This is a genomic window from Nocardia grenadensis NBRC 108939, from assembly GCF_001613445.1.
In the GTDB taxonomy this organism is placed as follows: Bacteria; Actinomycetota; Actinomycetes; order Mycobacteriales; family Mycobacteriaceae; genus Nocardia; species Nocardia grenadensis.
This window is the reverse complement of sequence record NZ_BDCJ01000009.1, coordinates 188,598-211,671: the sequence shown is the minus strand read 5'-3', so window position 1 is coordinate 211,671 and position 23,074 is coordinate 188,598. Positions and strand designations below refer to the sequence as shown.

Genomic DNA, 23,074 nt, shown 5'->3' with positions numbered 1-23,074 from the left:
CCCGCACGCGCTGCGCGCCGAGTGTAGGGCGGGGGCCCGGGTCGGGAGGGGATGCGCGTCAGCGCGTCGGGAGCGGCACCTCTTCGTACACCTCGCCCACCACGCCGGCGAGCAGCCGGTTGGTCATCTCCCGCTTCAGAACGGTCAGCCGGGCGTCGTCCGCCGCGTCGCGGTCGCGGCGCGCGCCGAGTTCGATGAATTCGGCGGTGACGAATCCCGCGTCCCGTAGGCGCAGCGGCACGGCCCGGTCGCGGTAGGTGAATTCCCAGACGTAGCGGGCGAGGACGGGCCCGCGCTCGGGGGCGGCGAGTTCGGGTGCGACAGTGAAACGGTCGCCGGTGACCGCGCGCAACGCCATCTCGATCGCGTCCCGGCCGCCCGGACCGGGGAATGCGGTGCGGACCGTCACTTCCCGTCGTTCGACGGCACCGAACAACGAAACAGCGTGCCGCATCGCGCAGTACGCGTGCGCGACGCCACCGGGGAACTCGGTGCCGTGATATTTCATCAGGTCGGCGAACGAGAGTTCGATCGGTGTCCCGGATTCCAGAACTGTCAGCATGTCTTCTCTCTTTTCCTGGTGGCCCAGTGCAGTGCCGAATAGAGCAGTTGCGTCGCTCCCGGCATGAACCCGGAGCCGTGGTGGTACACCGGGTCCATCGTGGTGACGAGCAGCCTCCCCGCGGTAGAACTCTCGTCGATATAAAGGACGGAGCCGTCGCGGCCGCCGTCCTCGGTGTGCAGGTCGACCAGGCTCACCGCACCCGGTGGCGGTTCCAGCACGCCGTGGTAGTGCCAGATCACCGAGCGGTCGGCGAAGAACTCCCAGGCGGGATGGCCGGGGGCCTGTTTCCGGAGGCGGTGGTCCTCGCCGGTGCGCCACCACCAGAACACGGTGGGCCGGGGCTCTTCCCGGATGCCGGGCAGCCATTGGCCGGCGTGATTCTCCCCGAAGACGAGCACGGTCGCGCCCTGTTCGAGCCCGGCGAGGACGGTATCGGTCCACCGGGTGAGCAGGTCCGGGCGGAGGCGGTCGGCGACCACGATCACCTCGGCCGCGCCGATCTCGTCCGGGGCACCGGTGCGCACGTGTACCGGCCGGATCCGGTAGGGCGCCAGGGCTGGATCGGCGAGGGTGGCGAGCTGGGCGTGGCTGCCGCCGTGTAGGAAGGCGATACCGCGATCGGGGTCAGTCATCGTCACCTTCCAGCCAGCGCAGGAGTTGCGGGTGCAGCCGCGCGGTACCGCGGTCGGCGCCGGCGAACTGGAGCAGGTCGTTGCCGCCGTGGACCAGGACCCGGCCCGCACCGAGTGGGTAGTCGTAATCGATCGGTGCCCGGGTACGTCCGATGGTGTGGACGATCCGGGCGTGTTCGGGCAAATCCAGATAGCAACCGCGCCCGTAGAATCCCGCGACACCGATACGTTCCAGTTCCGCGAACGGGACGGGTCCGCGGGTGCCGGTGTTGTAGAGGAACGACTTCGGATCGGTGCCGGCCCATACGGGGTGTTCGGTCACCCGGGTCAACGCGAGGTCGCGCGGGTTACGGAACTCCAGCTTGCGCCATCTCGTCAGCCCGTCGAGGAACAGCCGCTGCACATGCCCGTTCACGACGATGCGTCCGCCGCGCGCGACGAACGCATCGAGCAGCGGGCGCTGTTCGACCAGGTATTCCTGGTCCACGTCACCGGTCAGGTAGAGACCGGTGACCCCGCGGGTGCACTCTTCCGGCAGATCGTAGACGTCGACCTCACGGAATCCGCCGGCGTACTCACCGCTGCGCGGGGCCATCACGGCCTTCAGTACCGTCACGAGATCCCCCGTCCGAAATCCGGCACAGTGAGCCGCCGGACCGCGCTGGGTGTCTCGATATCGGCGGTCACGATCGGCACGCCGTACATCTCCGACAGCAATGCGCCGGTGAGCAGTTTGCGGGTCGGGCCGTGGCGCTGATCGTCGGCGGCGACCATCAGCATGGACCGTTCGGCCACGTGCAGGGCGTGATCGGGGTGATGGGTGGTCATCACGACCGCCATTCCCTCGTCGGCCAGCGCGCGGAGCACGCTCAGCACCTGGGCCTGGTTGCGCAGGTCCAGGGCGGCCGCGGGTTCGTCGAGCACGATGGTGTCGCAGTCGGAGACCAGCGCCCGGGCGATGAGCACCAGTTGACGCTCGCCCCCGCTGAGCGCGGTGTAGTCGCGATCGACGAGGTGCTGTACGCCTACCCGGCGCAGTGCCTCCCGAGCCGCGGCGCGATCGGCGGCCGTGGGAGTGCGGTAGAGCTTCACGGTGCGGGCCCGGCCCATGAGGACGATATCGAGCACCGAGAACGAGAAGACGACCGAATGGCTCTGCGGGACGTAGCCGACCGGACCGGAGGATTCGACCGAACCGGAGACCGGCCGGATGAGACCTGCCAGGCATTTGAGCATGGTGGTCTTACCGCGTGCGTTCGGTCCGAGCACGGCGAACACCTCGCCCGCGGCGGCGCGGACCGAGACATCGCGAAAGATCCACGGTCCCTTGGCCGAATAGCGGTAACAGAGCGAACTAGCCGCGAGCATCGGCACCCCACAGGCGGGCACGGTTACGGATCAGCAGCACCACGAAGAACGGGGCACCGATGATGGCGGTGAGAATCCCGATCGGGATCTCGGCGGAGCTCAGGGTGCGCGAAAGGGTATCGATCGCGGTCAGATAGGCGGCCCCGAGCAGCGCGCTGACCGGCAGCACCATCCGGTTGTCGGTACCGACCATCATGCGCACCAGGTGCGGGACCACCAGGCCCACCCAGCCGATCACCCCGGCGACCGAGACCGAACCCGCGGTGATCAGCGCGACGCACAGCAGCAGGAAATTGCGCAACCGCGCGGGATTCAGGCCCAGTGCGGTGGCGTCCTCGTCGCCCATGGCGAGGATGTTCAGCCGCCAGCGCAACGCGAGTACGACCACGCCCGCGGCCACGATCGGGATCGCGGCGGTGAGCACCTTGGCGTAGGTCGCCGTCGCCAGCGAACCCATGAGCCAGAACACGATCGAGGGCAGTTCGCTGTAGGGGTCGGCGATATAGGTGATGAACGAGACCATCGCCTGGAACATCGCACCCACCACGGTACCGCCGAGCACGATCATCAGCAGCGGCGCGCCGGGTACCGCCCGGGCGATCGCCACCACCAGCACCAGCGCCAGCACGCCGCCCAGGAAAGCACCGCCGACCAGTGCGGCACCACCGAAGCCGGCGAGCAGGATCAGCACACCGCCGAACGAGGCGCCGGAGGACACGCCCAGCACCTGGGCGCTGGCCAGCGGATTGCGGAACACGGCCTGCATGACCGCGCCGGTGAGCGCCAGTCCGGCGCCGAGCAGGATCGACAGCAGCACCCGGGGCAGCCGCACATCCAGCACCACGGTGCGTTCCTGCGCGTACCAGGTCTGTTCCAGCGGAAACACCTGGCCCAGCAGGATTCGCACGATCTCGTTGGGTGGCACGGTGTAGCGGCCCACCGCGAGCGCGGCGAGGGCCACCACGATCAGCAGGACCAGGAATCCCGGGATGGCGAGGAGGCGCCGATCGAAGCGCGCGCGGCGCGGCGCGGGAGCTTCCGGCGCCGCGACCACCGCCGGGTCAACGGAGGAACTGGTCATAACCCGCGGCGTCCTTGTTCAGGTCCAGGCGCAGCACCTGATCGATCTCCGCGTCGGAGATGCCGTACGCGAACAGGTCGTCGAAGGCGGCCCGGATATCGGCGCGGAACTGCCCGTCGCGCGCGGCCGGGTACAGGATCCGGTGCATCCACTGCCACATCAGCGGCGATTCCGCGCTCGGCACCTGCCAGCGGTAACCGCCGAGCGGGGTCTTGTAGACGCGTTTGTTCTGCACCGCGCCGACGCCGGCCAACCGCGGGTCGGCATAGATATCGGCAGGTGTGCTCTGGTCGAATCCGCTGAGCATGATGACCTCGGGGTTCCAGGCCAGGATCTGCTCGGGGCTCACCTGCCCGGAGTCGGAGACGAACCCCTTGGTCACCAGCTCGGCGCCCACGAGATCGAATTGGAAACCGTCGTATCCTTTGGCGCTGGTGGTGCTGTAGGTGTCACCGGTCCGGGACAGGATCATCGCCCGGGGCCGCGGTGCCGTCTGCGCGGCCACCTGCGCGCGCATCTCGGACTGTTCGGTGCGCTGCCAGTCGATGAGTTCTTGGCCGCGTTCGGGTTTACCCGCGATCTGCGCGAACAGGGTGATCCACTGTTCGAGATCGTCCTGGGTGCCGTACTTCAGGCCTACGACGGGGAACCCGGCCGCCTCGATCGGCGCCGTGACCTTGGATCCGCGGTCGCCCCACTGCACCACCACATCGGGGTCGAGTTGCAGCAGCGTTTCCACATTGGGCACGAAATCGTTGCCCGCGACGACGGCCGAATCGGCCGAGCCGGGGAACATGGTGGCGAACATGCCGCCCCGGTTCGCCGCCAGGGTCGACTGGTTTATGCCGACGATGCGGTTGTAGCCGCGGTCGACCGCGGCGAAGATCGACGGCGCCGGCATCACGGTGAACGCCACCTTGTCCGCCGGACCGTCCAGAGTGACGGTCTCGCCCCGCTGATCGACGATGGACAGCGCGCCGGTGGCGGCCGCTTCCTCGGTCTGCGCTTCCCGGGTCGAGCACCCGGTGGTCAGCGCGAGGGCCCCGATCATGCCGGCGACCATCCATCGCCGTGGCGGCAAGCTCCGCTTCCACCGCCGTGCACGCTGCATATTCGATGCCATGCGCTCTACCGTCCTGCCTCTGAATCGTACAAACAGGATTCAGGTTAGCCTTACCTATCAGACGGTGTGGATCGGGGGTGGCTCACTTATCGGCGGCCGCTCCCCCGCTACTGCCGGTGTTCCGCGCGTTCGGTCGCGGGCGTGGGGTGCGCGTTGCCACCGAAACCACTGGGCCACCACACCTTCGGACCGACCAGAGCGAACAGCGCGGGGATGACGACGGTGCGCACCAGGAAGGTGTCGAGCACAATGCCGATGCCGACAATGATGCCGAGTTGGGTGAGCGTGATCAGCGGCAGCACACCCAGGACGCAGAACACCGCGGCAAGTACGATTCCCGCACTGGTGATCACCGCGCCGGTCGCCGAGACCGCGCGCACCATACCGTCGACGGTGCCGTGACCGGGCGTCTCCTCCCGGGCCCGGGTCACCAGGAAGATGGTGTAGTCGATACCGAGGGCCACCAGGAAGAGGAAGGCGAACAGCGGCACCGTCGTATCCAGCGCGGGGAAACCGAAGAGATGCGTGCTCACCAGACTGCCCAGCCCCAGCGCGGCCAGGGCGCTCAGCACGGTGACGCCGATCAGCAGGACCGCGGCGGGCAGCGCACGCAACAGGACGAGCAGCACCGCGAAAACCACCACCAGGATGAGCGGGATCACCAGCGACTGGTCGTGCCGAGCGGCGTCGCGGGTGTCGAGCGCTTTCGCATCGCTCCCGCCCACCATGGCCCCGGCGCCGGGTATTCCGGCCAGTGTGCCGCGCAACTGTTCGATCGTCGTATAGGCCGCCTCGGATTCGGGCGCGGCCTCGAGGGTGACCATCCACCGGTCCATCCCCTCGTGACCACCCGCGGGCATCACAGCGGAGACACCGGGGGCGGCCTCCAGCGCCGGACGGACCGCCGCGGCGGCGTCGTGCCGGGTGAGCACCACGGTCGGGTCCGAAGCACCCGAGGGGAAATGGGCGGCAAGGGTGTCCAGGCCGTCCACCGATTCGGCCCGCACCCGGAACTGTTCGGTCTGCGACAGTCCGATATCCGCGCCGGTCAGACCCGCCGCACACACGACCAGCAGCGCGATCGCCCCGCCGGCGACCACAGCGGGCCGGGTCACCACCCGGGTGGCGATCCCATGCCACACGCCGTGCGCGGCGGTACCGTCGGCACTCGCGTGCGGCACGAAGGGCCAGAAGATCTTCCGGCCGCACAAGGCCAGAGCGGGCGGCAGCGCCAGCAGGACGAAGACCACGGCGACCAGCAGGCCGGCGGCCGCCATCAGGCCGAGCGAACGCGTATTGGGCAGTGTCGCGAGCAGCAGCGTGCACAGGGCCAGCACCACGGTCACATTGCTGGCGAGAATCGCCGGGCCGGCGCGACGGACGGCCTCACGCAGCGCGTCGCGGTGATCGCTGTGCCCATGCAGTTCATCGCGATAGCGGGAAACGAGCAGGAGCGCGTAATTGGTGCCCGCGCCGAACACCAGGACGCTGGTGATACCGGCGGTGGAGCCGTCGAAGGAGAGGTCGGTGACGCGCGCGAGCGCGGTGCCGATACTCGTGGCGGTCCGATCGGCGAGGCCGATCACCAGCAACGGCACCAGCCACAGCACCGGTGAGCGGTAGGTGACGATGAGCAGCAGCGCGACCACCAGCGCGGTGACGGCCAGCAGGGTCACGTCCGCACCGGCGAAGGAGTCGGCGATATCGGCGCCGAACGCTGGGCCGCCGGTGATCTGCACGGTCAGGCCGGGTGGGGCCTGGTCCGCGGCCACCTGGCGCAGCCGGTCGATCTCGGTGGCCAGGTCCGCCCCGTTCAGGTCGGCGGACACCGTCGCACGTCCCAGTGCCGCCTTACCGTCCGGCGCGACCACGAGCGCGTCCTCGGCGGTACCGGAGACCTCCTGAACCGTCTTCGTGGCGGCGGCGCGGTCGGAATCGGTCAGTTCCGCGCCGTCGGTTCGGGTGATCACCAGGATCGCCGGCGCGTCCCGGCCGCCGGGGAACTGCGCCACCGCGGCGTCGACCCGCGCGGCTTCGGAGTCCTGCGGCAGCGAGGTCGGCGCCTGACCGGCGTCGTCGTTTCCACCGACTCCCACGATCACCGCGCAGGCGGCAGCGAGGACGGCGAGCAGCAGGACCCATGAGCGGCGGCCGGTGACCACGGCGGCGAAGCGTTCCCAGGCGTTCACGCGGCAACTATTTCAGAAACTGAAATAATCGGCAAGGCCGACGCCGCCGGCACCTAGACTTTTGCGAGCGGTATCAGGGAAAGGACAGCGCAGGTGAGAGACGAACCCCCGGCGGAGACGGACAGCACACCCCGGGCACGCGCCGAAACCGAGATCGCCACCGATATCCGCGCGCTGACCGCGGTGTCCGAGCAGATCGGGCATCTGTTCGCCCATTCGCACGCCCTGCGCAGCACCGATTTCCGTGCGCTCATGCACATCGCCACCGCCGAAGCGGAGAGCCGGCCGCTCACCGCCGGACAACTACGCGAACTCATGGGCCTATCCCCGGCCGCCATCACCTACCTGGTCGAACGGATGATCGCCTCGGGCCATATCCACCGCGAGACCGATCCCGGCGACCGCCGGCGGGTGCTGCTGCACTACTCCGACCACGGCATGTCGGTGGCCGGCGAATTCTTCCACCCGCTGGGCCGGCGCACCCGCTCGGCGCTCGCCGCCCTGCCCACCACCGATCTCGCCGCCGCCCACCGGGTACTCGCCGCGGTGACCTCCGCCATGTGGGAGCACCATGCCGCGCTGACCCAGGAGCCGGACGGGCGGTAATCGGGACACCGACACGCCGAACCTCCGAAATACTCTGAATACTGCCGTTCGGCGTGGGTAGGACGCCCACGACCCGCGGACGACCGCATGCCGATTGCCTCGGCTGTACGCGGGTACACGGCCGGGCAGACAGGAGGTGTGTCATGCCGAAGGAATGGACCGACAAACAGGAACGGCAGTACGAGCACATCAAGGATTCCGCCGAGGATCGCGGGGCGAGCACCAAGCGTGCGAAAGAAATCGGGGCGCGGACGGTCAACAAGAACCGTGCCCAGGCCGGGCAGACGAAAACCGCGAGCCGAACCTCGACCCGAGATATATCACCGCAGCGTCGCGGCGGCCTGCGCTCGGGCACCGACCAGCCCAAAGGCCGGACCCGGGACCAGCTGTACAACGAAGCCAAGAGCCGCAATATCAAAGGCCGCTCCAAGATGACCAAGAACGAACTGGCCCAAGCCCTGGACCGGTAGGCACGGCGAGAAAACACCGGCACGCGCGCGGTTCCGAGCAGCCGGGGGCCGGTCCGAGTTCGTGCCCGGCTGCGTCGGCCGGAGCAGGTCCGTGTAGCGGCGGCGGCACCCCTCATCGGCGCTGCGCGCCTCGCCAAATCTGCTGAACCGAGTTGCTGACAGACCTGAACTCCCGCACGATGCCTACATCATCGGCCCGGATCCGGCAGCCGGTCGCCGGGTCGACGGGGCACTCGACTCCCCGGGCGCCGGCCTCGGGTACCACGGGCCCACATGTGGCGGCGAACCACTCCATTCTCCGAGCGATTCACGGTCGATACTCGATGATGCTTCGGCCGGGATCCTCGAAAGTCCGAGCGCGGTCGCCATGGGCGGGGAAAGGGTACGCAGACGTATCGATGATCATGTCTCGGTCGCCGAGTTCGCGCACCTGGGGATCAGCAAGGGCGTCGAGAGCGATCTCACGACAGGTCGCGAAGCGTACTCCCTGTTCGAGGCCGTACTCGATCAAGGTCCGCAGCGCGACGGCACGGCTCGGTCGACCGCTCAGAAACGGATGGCAGCAGAGGTTGAACAGACTCCCGAACTCACACATGGCGTCGATCTCCAATTTCCACATGCCGAGAACCTTCTCGGGCGACTCGATCACGCTGCCGATCGAGGGCTCGGGCAGAAACGCGTACTGCTCCCAGTCGTCGAGGGACCAGTGCACAGGTAATTCGACCAGTGGGCGGTCGTCCGCATCGACCAGCCGGTACGGCTTATCGTCGCCCATGAGCGAGGAGTCGTACAGAAGCCCGAACTCGCGGACCAAACCGGGTGTGCGCTCCGTGGCTTCCCACATCGCCGCGCGATGGCCGGACAACTCGATGCCCTGTGATTGGAAAACATCGAACGCTCGCTCGAAGTCTTGCCGCTCTTCACCAGGAGAAAGGCTTGTCGCCGACCGGTGGCTGTAGGAATGGTGCGCGACTTCATGGCCCCGGTCGACGATTTTCGGCGCCAGGTCCGGGCGCGTTTCGGCCACCCAGCCCGGTACGAAGAAGGTCGACCGGATGCCGACCTGGTCGAGGATATCGAGCAACCGCGGCACCCCGACATCGGGTCCGTAGGCTTGATGAGACATCGTCATGGCGTGCGCGGCGACAGCGGAACCCTGGGCGAGAATGGGGGTCTCGGCGTCGACGTCGAATGTGATCGTCGCGGCCGCGGCATGTCCGCGCAGCCAGTGGGGAGTACTCATATCAGTGCACCTTTTCCGTAACGGGTTCGGAGTTTTCAGGGTTCGGCGTACCGGTACCGGCAATCGAGTCGCCGCCCTCCGGTGACGACTGTGTCAGGGGCTGCGCCCCTAATACGAGAGCACCGGACAAGAGCAGTCCTCCCGCACCGACCAGAACAGTCGTGATGGTCAACGGAAGCGCCAGCGCGGTGAGGCCGGTCAGCAGCAACCCGCCGATGATCGCTCCGGGCTGGCTCATGGAGTAGGCGAACGCGCTACCCGTTCCGCGGCAGTCGGCATCGAAGCATTCGGTCTGGAAGAACATGAGTGCGGCGTAGGGACCGAGCATGAGGAAGAGCCCGGCCATGTACGCGATGAGGACGAAGACCGGGTTGCTCGGGCCCAGCATCAGCACCGCGAACGCGACTCCGGATGCGCTCCAGCCGGCGGCGATGACGCGTCGCCGTCCCCAACGGTCGCCGATCCAGCCGAAGAACAGATATCCCGCGGCGCCGACGACATTCGACGCGATGACCAGAATCAAGGTTGTCGATGCGTCGAGTCCCTTTCCGGTCTCCAGCACGGTGGTCCCCAGTACGGAGAACACCTGAAGCCCGAAGTAGTTGAAAATCCACGCCAAGGACAGAAAGAGCGTGTTGCGGATATGGCGCCGCTGGAAGATCCGCGCGAACGGTGACCGCGCCGACGGAGCGAGGCCGGTGGGCTGCGGCAGCTGGGTCGTCTGCTCGCCGGTGCGCTCCCGCGTCTCCTGGCGGGCTCGCCTCATGTCCTCGTACTGGGGGCTCTCCCGCAGACGTCGGCAGAGCAACGCCGTCAGCACCGCCGGAATCGTGGCCAGCAGGAATGCGATCCGCCAGCTGTCCGGGCCCCAAATCGCCTGCACGCCCGCGACGAAAGCGGCCGCGACGAGCGCGCCGACCGGCCATCCCGCCTGTACGAACGAGTACACGAATCCCTTGTTACGGCGGACACGCTCATCCTCGGACTGTGCGTAGATCTCGTTCAGATAGGTCGCGTTGATCGACGACTCGGCAAGCCCGACACCACTGATCGAGCGAACGGCGACAAGGGAGCCGACCCCGTTCACCGCAGCGGTCGCGGCCGAGGAGGCAGCGGTGCCACCGATGGAGATGATCATGCCTTTGCGGCGCCCGAATCGGTCTACGAGCGGACCGACGGCGAGCACCATGATTCCTGTTCCGATGCTCACGAGCGTTGAGACGAGCAGAGCGAAGCTCGTATCCCAACCGAAGGCGTCCTGAATTCTCGGTAGCAGTGTTCCGAAGAGGATGAAGTCGTATACCGCGATCGTCCACGCGATAAACGACACCGTGGTGGCGATGCGAGTCTCCCGCGCGGATACCGTGCGTAATCGCGGGTCGAGTGGTGGGGTGACTTTGAGATGGGACATTTTTCGCCTTTGAGAGTTGGAGTCGGGGCAGGATCAGGCCGGAGTGAGCGACTGCGCCGCATGCAGTACACGCCGGTCTTGTCCGGAACGGCCGGATAGCTGAAGGCTCGAGGGTGGCTCGGCCGAGCCTGCGCCGGTGGGGATGACGACGCTCGGCGCATCGAGATAGCTCAGCATCATCGTCAGGGCCAGTGCGCGGCCGTTCATTTCGTCGTGTAACTCCGGAGAGGCGCGAATATCCGCGAAGGCGGGTGCATCGATCTCGGTGGTCGGCGTCAACAAGACTGCGTTTGCCAACTCCAGGTCGAACTGCTTCCGCAGCGACGCCATGGCTTCGTAGAGCGGGGTGGAGCGTTGCTCCCGTAAACGCAAACGCGAGCGCTGTAGCCGACGCTGCACCGGCGGGGAGAGCAGATCGGGCTGCTCGAGGTATGCACCGAATGCGGCGAAGGCCTCCGACTCCACGATCGGCACATGAAGACGATGGAGCTGGTGGACAGTGTCGAGGACATCGATCCTGCGTTGCACGATTCTGTGCCCGTTTCCGCGCAGTCGAGCAATATCGGCATGGAATCGTTCGAGGACGCGGCGATCGCATCTCGCCAGATATTCTTCGTGTGGGACCACGAAGATCGGGGGGCGCGGGTCCACGCCCATATGCGATTCACCCGCGAGGACCCGGTCGATGATCTCCAGGTGCGTGAGGTCGGCGGCGATGACCGCGACCGTGTCCAGTGTCGGTGCGAGGGGGGTCATACCGTCGCTCGGGTATCGGCCCAGGGTGGGCCGGAATCCGGGCACCCCCGTCCAGGCCGCCGGAATCCGCCCGGACCCCGAGGTATCGCTTGCAAGAGCGAACGTCACGACTCCGGCATGGACCGCCGCTGCCGAACCCGACGAGGAGCCACCTACCACGTATTCGTGGCGGGCCCGTCTCAACGTCGGTGTCCCGAACCGCTCGTTGACTCCCAGCCCCGAGTACGCGAGCTCACTCATCGTGGTCTTGCCGATCAGGACTGCACCGGCCGCAGCGAGCCGACGTACGACTTCCGCGTCCCGGCGGGCAACCGGCCGCCGATCGAAGATCCGCGATGCTGCGGAGGTGCGCGTGCCGCGCACGTCGAAAACATCCTTCACCGCGAACGGCACACCAGCGAGTGGACGCTCGTCCCCGCGGTCCTGCCCCCCATCGGCCGCACGAGCGTACGTCATCTGTAGGAAAACATTCTCCGTCTGCTGCGCCTTCGCCAGCGCGCATTCCGGTGTGCCGTGCACGGGTGGGCGGGTCATATCACACCACTCGCTGCCGGGCGCCGGTACGACCGTCCGATCGGGCCAGACCACCGAGCGGTCGCCCCATCGTCTCCTCGCCGAGGATGAGCGTCGCGAGGAGCCCGACGGCGTTGACCGCAGCGAGGAACCACATCACCGCGCCGACGCCGAATCCGGTCAGGACGGCAGGGAGGAGGAAAGTGCTGATCACGGCGCCGATCCGGCTGATTGCCACGACGATCCCTGTCGCGGTGGCCCGTACCGAGGTCGGGAACAGTTCGTTGGGAACGATGATCTCGATGAAGTTCGAGGCCCCCGACGCGACCGCGTACAACGCGAGCGCGGTGAACAGCACACCCGGCGGGGCCTCCGGGAAAACCGCGATCAATCCGAATGTGAGCGCCATGATCGCGAAGGTGCCGACGAGCAGAGGTATTCGGCCGATCCGATCGACCAGCCACAGTCCTGGCACGCTTCCCACGACAAACAACAGCGCGATGAGTAGCTCGGGAAGATAGTGTGAGTCGGTCCCGATTCCGAGGTCGTGCAAAAGTGTCGGCCCGAAGCTGTAGATGGCGAACAGGGGGACGACGTGCGCGATGAAGAATGCGCTCACGTACGCTATTCGCCGAATAGAAATCCGGGTCATCAGTGCTGCCGGTGTCGTTTCCGGTTCATGTAGTTCATCCACCCGTGCATCCGGTCCCCAGATTTCGCGGACGATCTCCTCTGCCTCCGCGCGACGGCCGCGGCCGAGTAGCCAGCGTGGCGACTCCGGCGCATTGAGGCGGAGTACGAGTGTCACCACACCGATCACCGCGGGCGAGGCGAGCATCCATCGCCACGCTTCGGGTCCGAGCGCCGACAAGGCCCATCCGGCGCCGGCGGCGAGCACTGCACCCACCCCGAAAGCGGCGAAGAGAGCCCCGAGCAGCCGGCCGCGATACCGGGTGGGAACAAACTCTGCGAGCAGCGAACTCGCTATCGGATAGTCGGCGCCGATCATCACGCCCAGTGCGAAGCGCAGCACGACGAGTTGCCATGGTTCGACCACGAACGCACTGAGGATCGAAAGAGCGCTCAAAGCGACCAGGTTCGCGATGTACATGACCTTGCGACCGATCCGGTCGGTCAGCCGGCCGAACACCAGACCACCGACCAGGATGCCCGCGAGCGCTGATGCCGCGGTGAGGCCCGTCTCCGTGGCATCGAGGTCGAGCGCCGGACCGAGTGTCACCAGCGCGAGACCGATGATCGTGACGATGTAACCGTCGAGTAGTGGGCCACCGGCCGAGAAAGCCGTCAGTTTCAGGTGAAATCGGGTAAGCGGGGCGCGGTCGATGAAAGACGCAGCGGTATCGGACATAGGACGTCTCCTCTACAGTGAGGCCGTTCGGCTGCTGAGTTCAGCTTTCGGCGCGCGCCGGTACGGCGGATCGCCGTGATAGCGGCGTACTCGCGGCGAAGGTACTTCCGATCCGGCCGAGCGGACGGACGTTGTTCTTGTCGATATCTCCCGACTCGGTGATCAGTCGCTCCGCGATTCGAGCGGTGACGACTTCACCGAACACCAATGTTTCGCGGCCGAAGGAACGAGTGTCGACGAGTTCGCATTCGAAGACTGCGGCGCAACCGTCGATGACGAGAGGCAGCACCCGGGCTGCTTTACTCAGCGGCAGGTCCAGCGCAGCGAGTTCATCGAACTCGGGTGGGCTGTCTTCACCACTTCGGGCGACCTCGTCGACACGATCGGTCTCCGCGATCTGCACGACGAACTGCCGTGTGGCCAGAATGTTGCTGAGCGTGTCCTTGGGGCTGCCGTCCGGCCGCGGTTCGATGGCGACCACAAGAACCAAGGGATCGGTGGAGGCTATCGTAAAGAAGCTGAACGGCGCGAGATTGTTCTCCCGGGAGGCACTCACCGAGGTGATCCACGCGATCGGCCGGGGCGCGATGGTCCACGAAAGCATCGCGAATCGCGCGGCGGCGTCGAGGTGATCGATGGAGGTCATCGAGCTCATGCGCGTGGCCTGTCGACCTCGTAGGCGATACCCGTGGGTGTCCGTCCTTCTCCGTTTGTCGGTGCCAGGTCTTGCGGGCACGCTGAGAGCACCACCACGACATCCTCGAGCGCCTTGAACCGAACATGGTCACCCGCGCGCGCGAGCGGTGAATCGATCGAGATCGTGCCATCCGGGGCGATCGGGACCCGCATGAAGAGGTTCAGCGGCTGCGGAACGAACGGGGGTACCGCGAGGCCGGTGACCGCGAGCGCTTCGAAGAAATTGTCGTGGCAATTGTCGTGGTAGCCCTGTACGCCGAGTTGCCGATAGCGCGCCAGGTCGCAACTCGGGATGAGCATATCGTGATCGCCCGGGCTCGAATCCTCGAGCATCGACAACATGGGGCGGCGGGCGTTGTCCACCAGGTCGTCGCCGGCCCTGATCGTCAATCGGCCGTGGCGCATCCAGGTGTGAGAGGCCGATAGAAACCGCGTCGGGTCCTCCGGGGAGAGTGCCCAGGTGTCGACCACCTGCTGGCCATGCGTGTTCGTCACCACGAGTTCCTGTCCGGCCGAGAGCCGGACTGCCGTTCCCGCGCGCGCAGCGAGTTCCATAACATCGGGCCTTCCATACACAAACGATTGGGTAGCGTGGGTCACATCTTTACACAAACGTTCGGGTAGGGTCAATGGCGAGATAAGTACTCGGGCGTATGAGGACAGGAGGGCCGGGTAGTGGGCAAGCGCAACGCCCCGACACTGCGAGCAGTGGCTTCCGCTGCGGGAGTAGATGTTTCGACCGCGTCACGGGTCATCAACAGCCCATCGGAAGAGCGTGAGAAATGGGCGGGCGCCGATACGGTACAGCGCATTCTCGCCTGCGCTTCCGAGCTCGGCTACCGACGCAACCCCCACGCGGCGAGCCTGCGCACAGCCCGCACCCTCCAGGTCGGCGTGGTGGTGCCCAGGCTCCAGGACTACGTTCTCGCCACCGTCTTCGAAGGTATCGACGAGGCCGCATCCGAGCACGGATACGCCGCATTCGTCACGAACTCCCTCGACGACCCCACACAGCGGCAATCACGCATAAACCGGCTGCTCGACCGCCGGGTGGACGGGCTCATCCTCGCCGATTCACGCGTCGACGATCCGGTGCTGCGCCAGCTCGCCTCCGACGGGGTCCCCTTCGTCCTGACCTCACGAACATCGAATTCCTACCCCGGTGCCTTCGCCGACGACGAATACGGCGGCCATCTCGTCGCCGTTCACCTCGCCCGCCTCGGATTCCGCGACGTCGCTGTGATCGCCGGGCCGACGTTCGCGTCGACCGCGAACCTACGCGTCGATGGGTTTCGCACCGGCCTGCACGAACACGGCCTGACACTTCCCGACCATCGTCTCGTTCGAACCGGATTCGACGCCGCGGCCGGACGAGTCGGCGTGGAGCGAATTCTCGACCACGGAACGGTGCCGTCCGCGATCTTCGCCACCAATGACTTCGCCGCCATCGGCGCGATAGGCGGCCTGCGCGATCGCGGCCTCCGGGTTCCCGACGATGTGGCGATAGTCGGTTACAACGACACGCCGCTGGCCGAGAATCTCCCCGTGCCACTCACCACTGTCCGGTCTCCTATGGTGGAGATGGGCCGAACGGCATTCCGACTCCTGGAACAGGCACTGAACGGTAATGAACCCGTTTCCGTAGCGCTGGAGCCGGCTCTTGTCGTTCGCGCGTCGACCGGAGTCACCGGTCCGCCCCTTTCCCCCACCGGCGCAGGACGGGGCCCGGGCCGCGGATGAGCCGATCATGGTCACGCACCGGGCCGACCGTCATCGGCGGCCACGGCCGACACCACGAACGGCCTACCGCGCGGCGCCCGAGAGAAGCCCGGTGAGGGCCCCGGGCGCTGCCGAGTGACGACGATCGCGGTGGCGGCGCCGAAAGCACCTCGCCACTCGGGACGACCATGACCGCCGCCGGGGTGGGCACCGACGCGACTTCCCACATGCGCAGTTGCGGGCACGAATCCAATCTGTTGTAAGCGATTGCCGCGCAGGCTATCTCATGGCAAACACGGAACCGACCGAATAGTTGTCCCGACGAACGAATTCGGGGCACACTCTAGGTGACGCCGTTCGACGCGCCGATCGAACGCGGGGGCGAGGACACTGGATATGAGAATTAGGCCGCGGCAACAGCTGCTGGACCTGTGGCGGGCCGTGCTCGCCTGGTCCTACCGGGGCGGCACCTGGACCTGGGGCGGCCGCGACGGCAGCAATTCGATCAGCGACGCCGAACAGTTGCTGTGCCTGCTGTACCCGGCGACAGAGCTCGAAGCCTTCGCCCTGGACCAGCCCGATGATATGGCGGCCGACGCCCGGCGGGCACTGGACCCCTTCGGCGAGGAGACCCGCATCGGCGGTGCCCTGGTCGGCCTGCTCGAGGACTATCTGCAGCGCTACACCGGCCCCGCCGGGGAACCGGTCTTCGCCGCGGGATCCTACCTGCGCACGGCCGGTGACCGCCCGCTCACCGACGAACAGCTCGCGCTGGGGATCGTCGACTCCTATTCCATGTCGCTGAGCCTGTGTATCGCGGCGCTGCGCTTCCTGCGCGGATTCCAGCGTTTCGTCGGCGGTGAGGTGCGGCGCGAGGCCCGGCAGTTGAGCGAACGCATTCCGCTGGTGATCGACGCGGTCGGGGTCCGGCTCACCGCCGCGATGGCCGGTCTGGTGCGCAGTTTCGTCATCCACACGCCCGAGCCGAAGTCCGAGACCGGGCAGGCGATCCTGCACATGATCAACCAGAATCACACCCCCGATGACGAGGTGATCCGGCGCCTGTCGGCACGGCTGGAGCGGCTGCGGGTCCAGGCGGCCAACGAGGTCCGGCTCAGCCAGACCGCCGAGGTGGATGTCGCCGACGACGAGCGGCTCTTCGAGTGCGGGTGGGGCTGGGGCATCGTGCGCACCGCCGAGCCCATCGAGTTCGTCCCCGGCGAGGTCGGCCACGCGGCCGGGCACGCCGAACCCCGCCCCTATCTGTACTTCACGGCCGTCGCCCTCGACGGCATCATCGATCTATCGTCCCAGCGCATCCGGGAGCTGGACCTGCTGACCGATGAGCAGCGCAACCTCGCCGACGCCTTGCAGCTGCGGTTCGAACTGGCCCGCAACTACTGGTCCACGGTGGCCCGGTTCGGCGGCGGCCGCTGGCCGCTGGAGGACATTCCCTGGCGCACCTCCGACGGCGAGGAATCGGACTACTTCAGTCTCACCGTCACCGCCATCCTCATCCAGGACCTGGTCTACCGGGACAGCACCGAGGATCTGGCCCGGACGGTGGCGGTATTCGATCAGCTGGCCCGCCGGGGCCGGATCACCAGCCGCCTCACCGCCGGGGACGCGGCCGCGGTCCTGCACTATCCGGGTGTCCGGTTGGGCTTGGCCGGCAGCGAGGACATCGGCGGCGGAAGCGTTCTCGAATGGTATGTCCCGGATTTCGTGACCATGATGCTCAAACGCTGCCTGCAGGCGGCGCGCCTGCGCACCGATGTCGACACCCGGGATCAGCTGATGGCACTCGCCGAGGCGGCGATGGATCATCTCGACGGGCGTATCCAGCGTGAGGGCCCGGCGGCCGGCCTGTGGGACGATCCGACAGCGCTGCTCGGCCCGGAACTCTCGGTCCCCGCCGGTCCGTCCTGGTTCGTCACCGAACGCGTGATGGAATGCCTGGTGATCGCCTACGACACCTTCCGCGAACCACCGCTGGCCCCCGCGACCATGGTTGCCCGCGCCGTCGACCTGCTGAGCGAGGCCGAACATCTGCTCAACCAGGAGGAGCTCGAGGTCGAAGGCGATGATCCGACCCCGAAACAGGCGGCGGTGAACCGCATCCGGCAGTCACTTGACCGGGCTCGCGGGGTGCTGCACGAGCGGCCGGGTACCGCCTACAGTCTGGCCACCCAGGCACTGATCCAGCTCGACGAACTGGCGTACGCGCGCCAGGACGCGACGCGCTGAGGGGGTTTGGGTGCTCGTATTCTCCACCTCCGACAAGGGCGGCACCGGACGTTCGGTGACCAGCTGCAATATCGCGTACCGGCTGTGTATGTCGGGCCGCAATGTCGCCTATGTGGATTTCGATTTCGGGTCACCGACCGCCGGAGCGCTGTTCGAGATCGGCACGGTCGAACGGGGCATCGCCGATGGCGGTGTGCACTCCTATCTGCTCGGGCAGACCGGGATGGCCGCCCGCGTCGATGTCGGCACCGCTACCGATCGCTCCGAACTCAAAAGGGTCGCCCCCCGCTCCGGACGGCTGGTCCTGTTCCCGGGCGACGAGGGCGGCGCCGAATTCCTCACCGCCGACGACGCGGTGGTCACCCGTTGCGCCGAACTGCTGGTGGCGCTGGAACAGGAGTTCCGGGTGGTGATCGTCGATCTGAGTGCGGGCCGGTCGGTCGCGCTGGAGATCGCGCTGCAGGCTACCGCGCTCCCACAGTTGCGCCGCCGGACGACGCGCTGGCTGATCTTCCACCGCTGGACCCGTCAGCACATCCTGGCGGCGGCCGGGCTGGTCCACGGTCCGCACGGGCTGCTGCAGACCGGCGCGGCCTGCGGGCACGATCCCGAGGAACTGCTCGGTTCCACCCGCTATATCCGTACCGCCGTACCCGCCGCAAACTCGCATCTCACCGCCCAGCGCGCGGCACAGGCGGCATGGCTACAGGAACAGGATGTCGCGCTGCGCCGGCTGGCCACCGCCAACCGGCTGGGCACAACCGCGGTCCTGGGCGCCACGCCGATGGAACCGGTATTGCAGTGGCGGGAGCAGCTGATCCTCGACAGCGATATCAACGCCCATATCGCCAATCACGAGACTGCGCAGGCCTACACCGAACTCGCGCGGCGCCTCATGGATGTCGCCAGCTGGGAGAGGCTCTAGATGCGGGACAGGCAGGTCTACACCGAGGCCACCGAACAGCCCTGGGTCGCCTCGGTTCCGCTCTCGCATCTGTCGATCGAGGTCGGGCACTTCTATCTCAACGACCTCCTCGGCGATCTCGAGCGAGTGAAGGCGGAGTTCCGCCGGATCGTGCCGCTGGTGGCCGCGTTCACCGAATCCGCCCGCGTCCGGTTCGGCCCGGACGTCCGGGTCAGCACCTGCTATCTGATCGACGACTACTTCCAGCCCGATACCGATCCGGCGGAAGTCCTCGGCAAACTGCTCACCGCTGCCGACGCGGCCGGGCTCACCATCGACTATCTGGCCCGCGAATCGGGCTGCTGGCAGACTTCGCAGTTCATGGACGGGGTCCCGCTGGGCGAGCCGATACCGGTGGCCGAGATGGTGGCCGCGCGGATCGTGGCCGAACCGGCGCCGCCCGATACCGGGCGTCGGCCGCCGACCGCGCAATCCGGGTGGCTGTGCAACGGACGCCGGTCCTCCGAACACGAACCGGCACAGGCCATGCGCGGACGCACCTACGAACCGCCCGAGGAGTTCGGCCGCCGCGAGCATTCCATCTTCCTGGACGTGCAGTTGTGGAGCACCCAGCTCGTCGACGGCACCGCGGTGACCCGCTGGTCCTGCCCCTTCTTGGCCGCGGTCTGGCATCTGCTGAGGCTGGGAATGCTGCGGTATCACGGTGCCGCAGTGGTGGATCCGCAGCAGTGGACCGAGGAGCCGTGGCCACGCCGCTGGCACGAGGTACCGCCGGTCGTGCAGCTCACGCCCGACGCGGCGCCGTTCGCGGCGTACCAGACCCTGTCGATGCTGCCCAAACGCTATCTCGGTATCGAACACGCGGTACGGCTGATACTCGACCATCTCGACCTGGACGAGGACGTGCTCGCACAGGTTGTCGCGACGGGCGCGGCCGAGGACGTGGTGGTCTCGCGCAAGATCAGCGAACGGCTGTCCCACCTGCTACTCGACGGGTCCTGAGATGGCCGCGACCGCGCCCCTGGTCGTCCTCGGTGAGGTACGCACCTGCCTGCTGCCGTCGGCCACGGCGCTGACCCGGGCCGAGGCCGGGGAACTGCTGGCCCTGCTCCCCGGCTGCGGCGTCCGGTGGCGGGAGCGACCGGGCACGCTGGGCCTGTCCCCGACCACGGCGGTGGGGGTCGATTGCGATCTCCGGCTGGGCGAGCAGCCCGCCCGGATCGTAGGAACCGTGGCCACCGGCCTCGCGCTGGCCGGCGGGCGGGTCTTGCAGTCCTCGGCACGCACCCGGGTGGTGCGGGCCGCGGAACGCCGCCGCCAGACCTGGTCCCACTACATCAGCCAGAAGGGCGTCACCGAGGTCGTCACCCGGATTCCCGAGCGGATGGCGGCCGGAAACGTCCTGGCCGACGGCTATCTCGCCGCCGACCCACTGCCGGGGACGGCCCCGCTGGACCTGGCGTCGATCAGCGAACGGCTGCTGGCCCGGGTCCGCGCCGACTCCCGGTTGGACCAGAACCCACCGGTGCAGGCCGGGACGACCAGGCTGCGCTGGACGGCCCGGGTCGGCGGCAGCAGCGGTCCGGCCGCGACCCTGCACCTGGACGACGACACCGTCCGCTCGGTGCGGCTGATCGTGCGCGACGAAACCGATCTGGAGGCGGCACAACGGTTCTGCGAAGACCTGGCCGCGCACGATTGGCTGCTGACGGTGCTGGCCGACGTGCTCGACGAAGCCGACCGGTTCGCCCCGCACAGCCGCGAACGGATCGATATCCTCGCGCCCGCTCTCGAACATCTGGCCGGGCTGTGGATGCCGGGCGCGCATACACCGCCGGCACTGCGCGCGCTGTGGAAGGATCTGCAGAATGATCCCGGATTCTCCCGGCAGTGGAATACGCTGGTGGGCCGGTTACGGGACAATATCGCGGTCGCCACGCTGTCGGCATTGCGGCACAAGATCTTCGACGCGGAATGGTGATCCGCCCGCACCTTTCGTCCCGGCTACATCCGGAACCATTTCCGGACCAGTAGTGCGAAGAACACCGACATGGATACCGCGCCGGTCCACGCCTCGACGACGAAGAGCGTCCGCACGGCGCGGGGCAGGTCCTGCGTATCCCCGGGACCCGGCGGATTCAGGAAACCGGTGACGCCCATGTAAATCGTGTCGTCGACCGCCTGCCCGCCCAGCAGCAGGGCCACCCCGGTGAATACCAGCATCTGCAGGACCACCCAGCCCAGCAGCCAGGAGGGCCGGTACCCGTGGCCACACAGGAGGTAGGAGCCCTGTCCGGCCCAGCGCCGCAACCCGTGCGGTAGTCCGCGGGTGTTCGCACGCGCCAGTTGCAGCCCGCAGCGGTCCTCGGCTTCGTCGTCCTCGTTCACCCGGTACAGCGCCATGGCGCGGCGGAATGCCAGGGCCGCGTGGGTGGACAGGCCCACCTCCGACAGGTGCGCCCCGATCGTCTCGTACTCCTCGGCCAGCAGCGTGTTCTGCCGGGCGCTGAGGCGCAGCGGACCGCGGAACTCGACCTCGGCGGCCATCAGCGCGGCCGGTACCGCGCTGGGCACCCGCCAGCCCTCCTCGTCGGGACGCGGATCGCGGGCCGCGCCGTAGAGGTGCGGGAAGACCAGCGTGTCGGAGTGCCGCCGGCGCGCGCTGGGCGGATCGTAATCGTCGAGGACGGCTTCGACGTGCACGGCGAAGGTGTCCAGTGACATCCGCTCGGGGTGCGCGTCGGCATCCAGCTCGGCGGTGTAAGCCGCTGCGTGCCTGGCGATCCGGGTGGAGACCGATGCCACGAACGGCGAGATCTCGCCCATACGAACCAGTTTAGCGTTCAGGTATGGAGCCGGAATTCGTAGAGGTCGCGGGGCTCCCCGGGCCCGAAGTAGCGATCGTCGTGTTCGACGAACTCGAAACCGGCCTGTTTGAACAGGTTTCCGGCGGGATGGTTATCGGGCCGGACCGTGAGGTACACCGTGTCGGTGCCCAGTTCCCGGCATACGTGCAGGGTCTGGTTGAGCAGCGCGCGACCGAAACCGGCGCCCTGGTACCGCTTGGCCACGGCGAAGGTGAACAGCAGCGCCCGTCCGGACTTCTCCAAGGTGAGCGCGTACCCGATGACGGTGCCCGCGACCTCGGCGACCAGCCATTCCGAGCCGTGCAGATCGTAGAGCTGGCGCAGCATCAGGTACAGGTACGGTTCGCCGAACACCTCCGCCTCGATGGCCGCGATGGCCTCGAGATCGGCAAAGCGGGCCCGCCGGTACACCGGCTGTGGCGCCTCCGCGATATCCATGTGCTCCCTCGTCCCAGGGCATACGCCGTCCGGTACCAGCCTAGAACGTCGGCTCGCCGACCGCGCCAGTGTAGAGCTCGCGCAACCGTTCCGTGACGCGCCACGTTCTATCGTCGGCATACCCGCCGGCGAAGGTCTGTCACAGCGGGCCGGGATTCCACCTTGACCTGAACAATAGTTGAGGATTCAGAGTGGTGTCCGGAGCGGCGCACCCGCCGCCCGGTACGCCCCTGGAGGAAATATGGATATCATCGGCACCGACACACCCCTGCGCGTCGCGGTAATCATCGGTAGCAGCCGCGACGGCCGCTTCGCACCCGCCGTCGGCGACTGGTTCCTGACCAGGGCCTCGTTGCGCGCCGACCTGGCACCCATGACCGTCGATATCGCCGACACCGAACTACCGCACACCTTCGGCGTGCCCGCCGCCGGGATCGCCGGGACGCGGGAGACACTCGCGGCCGCCGACGCCTTCGTCGTGATCACGCCGGAGTACAACCACAGCTATCCCGGCACCCTGAAGAACTTCATCGACCTGCACCACGCGGAATGGCAGGCCAAACCCGTGGGTTTCGTAAGCTACGGCGGTATCTCGGGGGGCCTGCGCGCGACCGAGCACCTACGCACGGTGTTCGCCGAACTACACGCCGTCACCGTCCGCGACACCGTCAGTTTCCACAACCCCTGGGGGCAGCGGGACGACACCGGCGCGCTGACACCCGGCGCCGGTGCCGATACCGCGGCCACCACGCTGCTCGACCGGCTCGTCTGGTGGGGTGAGGCGCTGCGTACCGCCCGCGCGGCGCGGCCCTACGCGGCGCGCTGAGCCCGGCCCCGTGGCCCGGCGACCCCGTGG

23 protein-coding genes are annotated in these 23,074 nt (G+C 67.5%); 8 read left to right on the top strand and 15 right to left on the bottom strand.

The genetic code is table 11. The features are described 5' to 3' along the window. Positions 1-58: 58 nt before the first annotated feature. The 7 genes from NGR01S_RS10955 to NGR01S_RS10925 form a co-directional block, all read right to left on the bottom strand. Positions 59-562 (bottom strand): hypothetical protein, encoded by a 504-nt coding sequence (locus tag NGR01S_RS10955; RefSeq protein WP_063036070.1) that lies wholly within the window; start codon positions 560-562, stop codon positions 59-61. Beyond that, a complete protein-coding gene (locus NGR01S_RS10950; RefSeq protein WP_063036069.1) occupies positions 556-1,197 on the bottom strand; it encodes a hypothetical protein in 642 nt (213 codons plus the stop codon). Before NGR01S_RS10950 ends, NGR01S_RS10955 begins: the two co-directional genes overlap by 7 nt. Next, the gene (locus NGR01S_RS10945) at positions 1,190-1,813 is read right to left on the bottom strand and encodes a hypothetical protein (protein ID WP_063036068.1); all 624 of its coding nucleotides are present in this window, start codon (positions 1,811-1,813) and stop codon (positions 1,190-1,192) included. The genes NGR01S_RS10950 and NGR01S_RS10945 overlap by 8 nt, the downstream gene beginning before the upstream one ends. Continuing rightward, entirely contained in the window at positions 1,810-2,565 is a 756-nt protein-coding gene (locus tag NGR01S_RS10940) for an ABC transporter ATP-binding protein (RefSeq protein ID WP_063036324.1), read from the bottom strand. Before NGR01S_RS10940 ends, NGR01S_RS10945 begins: the two co-directional genes overlap by 4 nt. Continuing rightward, entirely contained in the window at positions 2,552-3,646 is a 1,095-nt protein-coding gene (locus NGR01S_RS10935; RefSeq protein WP_063036067.1) for a FecCD family ABC transporter permease, read from the bottom strand. The genes NGR01S_RS10940 and NGR01S_RS10935 overlap by 14 nt, the downstream gene beginning before the upstream one ends. Then, positions 3,627-4,697 carry an ABC transporter substrate-binding protein gene (locus tag NGR01S_RS10930; RefSeq protein WP_169811891.1) on the bottom strand — a complete coding sequence of 357 codons (1,071 nt, stop codon included), beginning with the start codon at positions 4,695-4,697 and terminating at the stop codon, positions 3,627-3,629. Before NGR01S_RS10930 ends, NGR01S_RS10935 begins: the two co-directional genes overlap by 20 nt. A gap of 179 nt (positions 4,698-4,876) precedes the next feature. Continuing rightward, a complete protein-coding gene (locus NGR01S_RS10925; RefSeq protein ID WP_084480646.1) occupies positions 4,877-6,958 on the bottom strand; it encodes an MMPL family transporter in 2,082 nt (693 codons plus the stop codon). Positions 6,959-7,051: 93 nt separating this feature from the next. Between NGR01S_RS10925 and NGR01S_RS10920 the strand changes: the two genes are divergently transcribed. Together NGR01S_RS10920 and NGR01S_RS10915 are read left to right on the top strand one after the other, a co-directional pair. Then, entirely contained in the window at positions 7,052-7,564 is a 513-nt protein-coding gene (locus NGR01S_RS10920) for a MarR family winged helix-turn-helix transcriptional regulator (RefSeq protein ID WP_063036065.1), read from the top strand. 143 nt (positions 7,565-7,707) lie between these two features. Further along, positions 7,708-8,034 (top strand): hypothetical protein, encoded by a 327-nt coding sequence (locus NGR01S_RS10915; protein ID WP_063036064.1) that lies wholly within the window; start codon positions 7,708-7,710, stop codon positions 8,032-8,034. 307 nt (positions 8,035-8,341) lie between these two features. On the opposite strand, the gene NGR01S_RS10910 is transcribed toward NGR01S_RS10915, so the two are convergent. Genes NGR01S_RS10910 through NGR01S_RS10885 form a run of 6 tightly spaced genes read right to left on the bottom strand, consistent with a single transcriptional unit; the run spans position 8,342 to position 14,577 of the window. Beyond that, the gene (locus tag NGR01S_RS10910; RefSeq protein ID WP_063036063.1) at positions 8,342-9,277 is read right to left on the bottom strand and encodes a polysaccharide deacetylase family protein; all 936 of its coding nucleotides are present in this window, start codon (positions 9,275-9,277) and stop codon (positions 8,342-8,344) included. A 1-nt stretch (position 9,278) separates the two neighbouring features. Then, positions 9,279-10,688, bottom strand: a complete 1,410-nt coding sequence (locus NGR01S_RS10905) for an MFS transporter (protein ID WP_084480644.1) — start codon at positions 10,686-10,688, stop codon at positions 9,279-9,281. A gap of 33 nt (positions 10,689-10,721) precedes the next feature. Next, the gene (locus NGR01S_RS10900; RefSeq protein ID WP_157107200.1) at positions 10,722-11,978 is read right to left on the bottom strand and encodes an amidase; all 1,257 of its coding nucleotides are present in this window, start codon (positions 11,976-11,978) and stop codon (positions 10,722-10,724) included. A gap of 1 nt (position 11,979) precedes the next feature. Beyond that, positions 11,980-13,326: an MFS transporter gene (locus NGR01S_RS10895; protein ID WP_063036061.1), complete on the bottom strand. Its 1,347-nt coding sequence runs from the start codon at positions 13,324-13,326 to the stop codon at positions 11,980-11,982. A 40-nt stretch (positions 13,327-13,366) separates the two neighbouring features. Next, positions 13,367-13,981, bottom strand: a complete 615-nt coding sequence (locus NGR01S_RS10890; protein ID WP_063036060.1) for a flavin reductase family protein — start codon at positions 13,979-13,981, stop codon at positions 13,367-13,369. Next, positions 13,978-14,577 carry a DUF1989 domain-containing protein gene (locus NGR01S_RS10885; protein WP_063036059.1) on the bottom strand — a complete coding sequence of 200 codons (600 nt, stop codon included), beginning with the start codon at positions 14,575-14,577 and terminating at the stop codon, positions 13,978-13,980. The genes NGR01S_RS10890 and NGR01S_RS10885 overlap by 4 nt, the downstream gene beginning before the upstream one ends. A gap of 153 nt (positions 14,578-14,730) precedes the next feature. Between NGR01S_RS10885 and NGR01S_RS10880 the strand changes: the two genes are divergently transcribed. The 5 genes from NGR01S_RS10880 to NGR01S_RS10860 all read left to right on the top strand — a co-directional run bounded on the left by NGR01S_RS10880 (position 14,731) and on the right by NGR01S_RS10860 (position 20,894). Next, positions 14,731-15,762, top strand: a complete 1,032-nt coding sequence (locus NGR01S_RS10880; protein WP_245664518.1) for a LacI family DNA-binding transcriptional regulator — start codon at positions 14,731-14,733, stop codon at positions 15,760-15,762. Between the two features lie 375 nt (positions 15,763-16,137). After that, the gene (locus NGR01S_RS10875; RefSeq protein ID WP_063036057.1) at positions 16,138-17,988 is read left to right on the top strand and encodes an SCO2524 family protein; all 1,851 of its coding nucleotides are present in this window, start codon (positions 16,138-16,140) and stop codon (positions 17,986-17,988) included. A 10-nt stretch (positions 17,989-17,998) separates the two neighbouring features. After that, on the top strand, positions 17,999-18,913 hold the full coding sequence (locus NGR01S_RS10870) for an SCO2523 family variant P-loop protein (protein ID WP_063036056.1): 915 nt from the start codon (positions 17,999-18,001) through the stop codon (positions 18,911-18,913). Next, the gene (locus tag NGR01S_RS10865) at positions 18,914-19,915 is read left to right on the top strand and encodes an SCO2522 family protein (protein WP_063036055.1); all 1,002 of its coding nucleotides are present in this window, start codon (positions 18,914-18,916) and stop codon (positions 19,913-19,915) included. A 1-nt stretch (position 19,916) separates the two neighbouring features. Then, positions 19,917-20,894, top strand: coding sequence for an SCO2521 family protein (locus NGR01S_RS10860; protein WP_063036054.1), 978 nt, complete (start codon positions 19,917-19,919; stop codon positions 20,892-20,894). A gap of 23 nt (positions 20,895-20,917) precedes the next feature. On the opposite strand, the gene NGR01S_RS10855 is transcribed toward NGR01S_RS10860, so the two are convergent. Next, the gene (locus tag NGR01S_RS10855) at positions 20,918-21,739 is read right to left on the bottom strand and encodes a hypothetical protein (protein ID WP_063036053.1); all 822 of its coding nucleotides are present in this window, start codon (positions 21,737-21,739) and stop codon (positions 20,918-20,920) included. Positions 21,740-21,756: 17 nt separating this feature from the next. Beyond that, a complete protein-coding gene (locus NGR01S_RS10850) occupies positions 21,757-22,218 on the bottom strand; it encodes a GNAT family N-acetyltransferase (RefSeq protein ID WP_063036052.1) in 462 nt (153 codons plus the stop codon). Positions 22,219-22,465: 247 nt separating this feature from the next. Here NGR01S_RS10850 and NGR01S_RS10845 point away from each other — a divergent pair, with 247 nt between their 5' ends. Then, complete coding sequence (locus tag NGR01S_RS10845; RefSeq protein WP_218020762.1) at positions 22,466-23,044, top strand: NADPH-dependent FMN reductase; 579 nt, start codon at positions 22,466-22,468, stop codon at positions 23,042-23,044. The last annotated feature ends 30 nt before the right edge of the window (positions 23,045-23,074 follow it).

Coding starts and splice junctions, on each gene's coding strand:
- NGR01S_RS10955 (WP_063036070.1), bottom strand. CDS start 562: ATGCTGACAGTTCTGGAATCCGGGACACCGATCGAACTCTCGTTCGCC.
- NGR01S_RS10950 (WP_063036069.1), bottom strand. CDS start 1,197: ATGACTGACCCCGATCGCGGTATCGCCTTCCTACACGGCGGCAGCCAC.
- NGR01S_RS10940 (WP_063036324.1), bottom strand. CDS start 2,565: ATGCTCGCGGCTAGTTCGCTCTGTTACCGCTATTCGGCCAAGGGACCG.
- NGR01S_RS10935 (WP_063036067.1), bottom strand. CDS start 3,646: ATGACCAGTTCCTCCGTTGACCCGGCGGTGGTCGCGGCGCCGGAAGCT.
- NGR01S_RS10930 (WP_169811891.1), bottom strand. CDS start 4,697: ATGATCGGGGCCCTCGCGCTGACCACCGGGTGCTCGACCCGGGAAGCG.
- NGR01S_RS10915 (WP_063036064.1), top strand. CDS start 7,708: ATGCCGAAGGAATGGACCGACAAACAGGAACGGCAGTACGAGCACATC.
- NGR01S_RS10910 (WP_063036063.1), bottom strand. CDS start 9,277: ATGAGTACTCCCCACTGGCTGCGCGGACATGCCGCGGCCGCGACGATC.
- NGR01S_RS10905 (WP_084480644.1), bottom strand. CDS start 10,688: ATGTCCCATCTCAAAGTCACCCCACCACTCGACCCGCGATTACGCACG.
- NGR01S_RS10900 (WP_157107200.1), bottom strand. CDS start 11,978: ATGACCCGCCCACCCGTGCACGGCACACCGGAATGCGCGCTGGCGAAG.
- NGR01S_RS10895 (WP_063036061.1), bottom strand. CDS start 13,326: ATGTCCGATACCGCTGCGTCTTTCATCGACCGCGCCCCGCTTACCCGA.
- NGR01S_RS10890 (WP_063036060.1), bottom strand. CDS start 13,981: ATGAGCTCGATGACCTCCATCGATCACCTCGACGCCGCCGCGCGATTC.
- NGR01S_RS10885 (WP_063036059.1), bottom strand. CDS start 14,577: ATGGAACTCGCTGCGCGCGCGGGAACGGCAGTCCGGCTCTCGGCCGGA.
- NGR01S_RS10875 (WP_063036057.1), top strand. CDS start 16,138: ATGAGAATTAGGCCGCGGCAACAGCTGCTGGACCTGTGGCGGGCCGTG.
- NGR01S_RS10865 (WP_063036055.1), top strand. CDS start 18,914: ATGCGGGACAGGCAGGTCTACACCGAGGCCACCGAACAGCCCTGGGTC.
- NGR01S_RS10860 (WP_063036054.1), top strand. CDS start 19,917: ATGGCCGCGACCGCGCCCCTGGTCGTCCTCGGTGAGGTACGCACCTGC.
- NGR01S_RS10855 (WP_063036053.1), bottom strand. CDS start 21,739: ATGGGCGAGATCTCGCCGTTCGTGGCATCGGTCTCCACCCGGATCGCC.
- NGR01S_RS10850 (WP_063036052.1), bottom strand. CDS start 22,218: ATGGATATCGCGGAGGCGCCACAGCCGGTGTACCGGCGGGCCCGCTTT.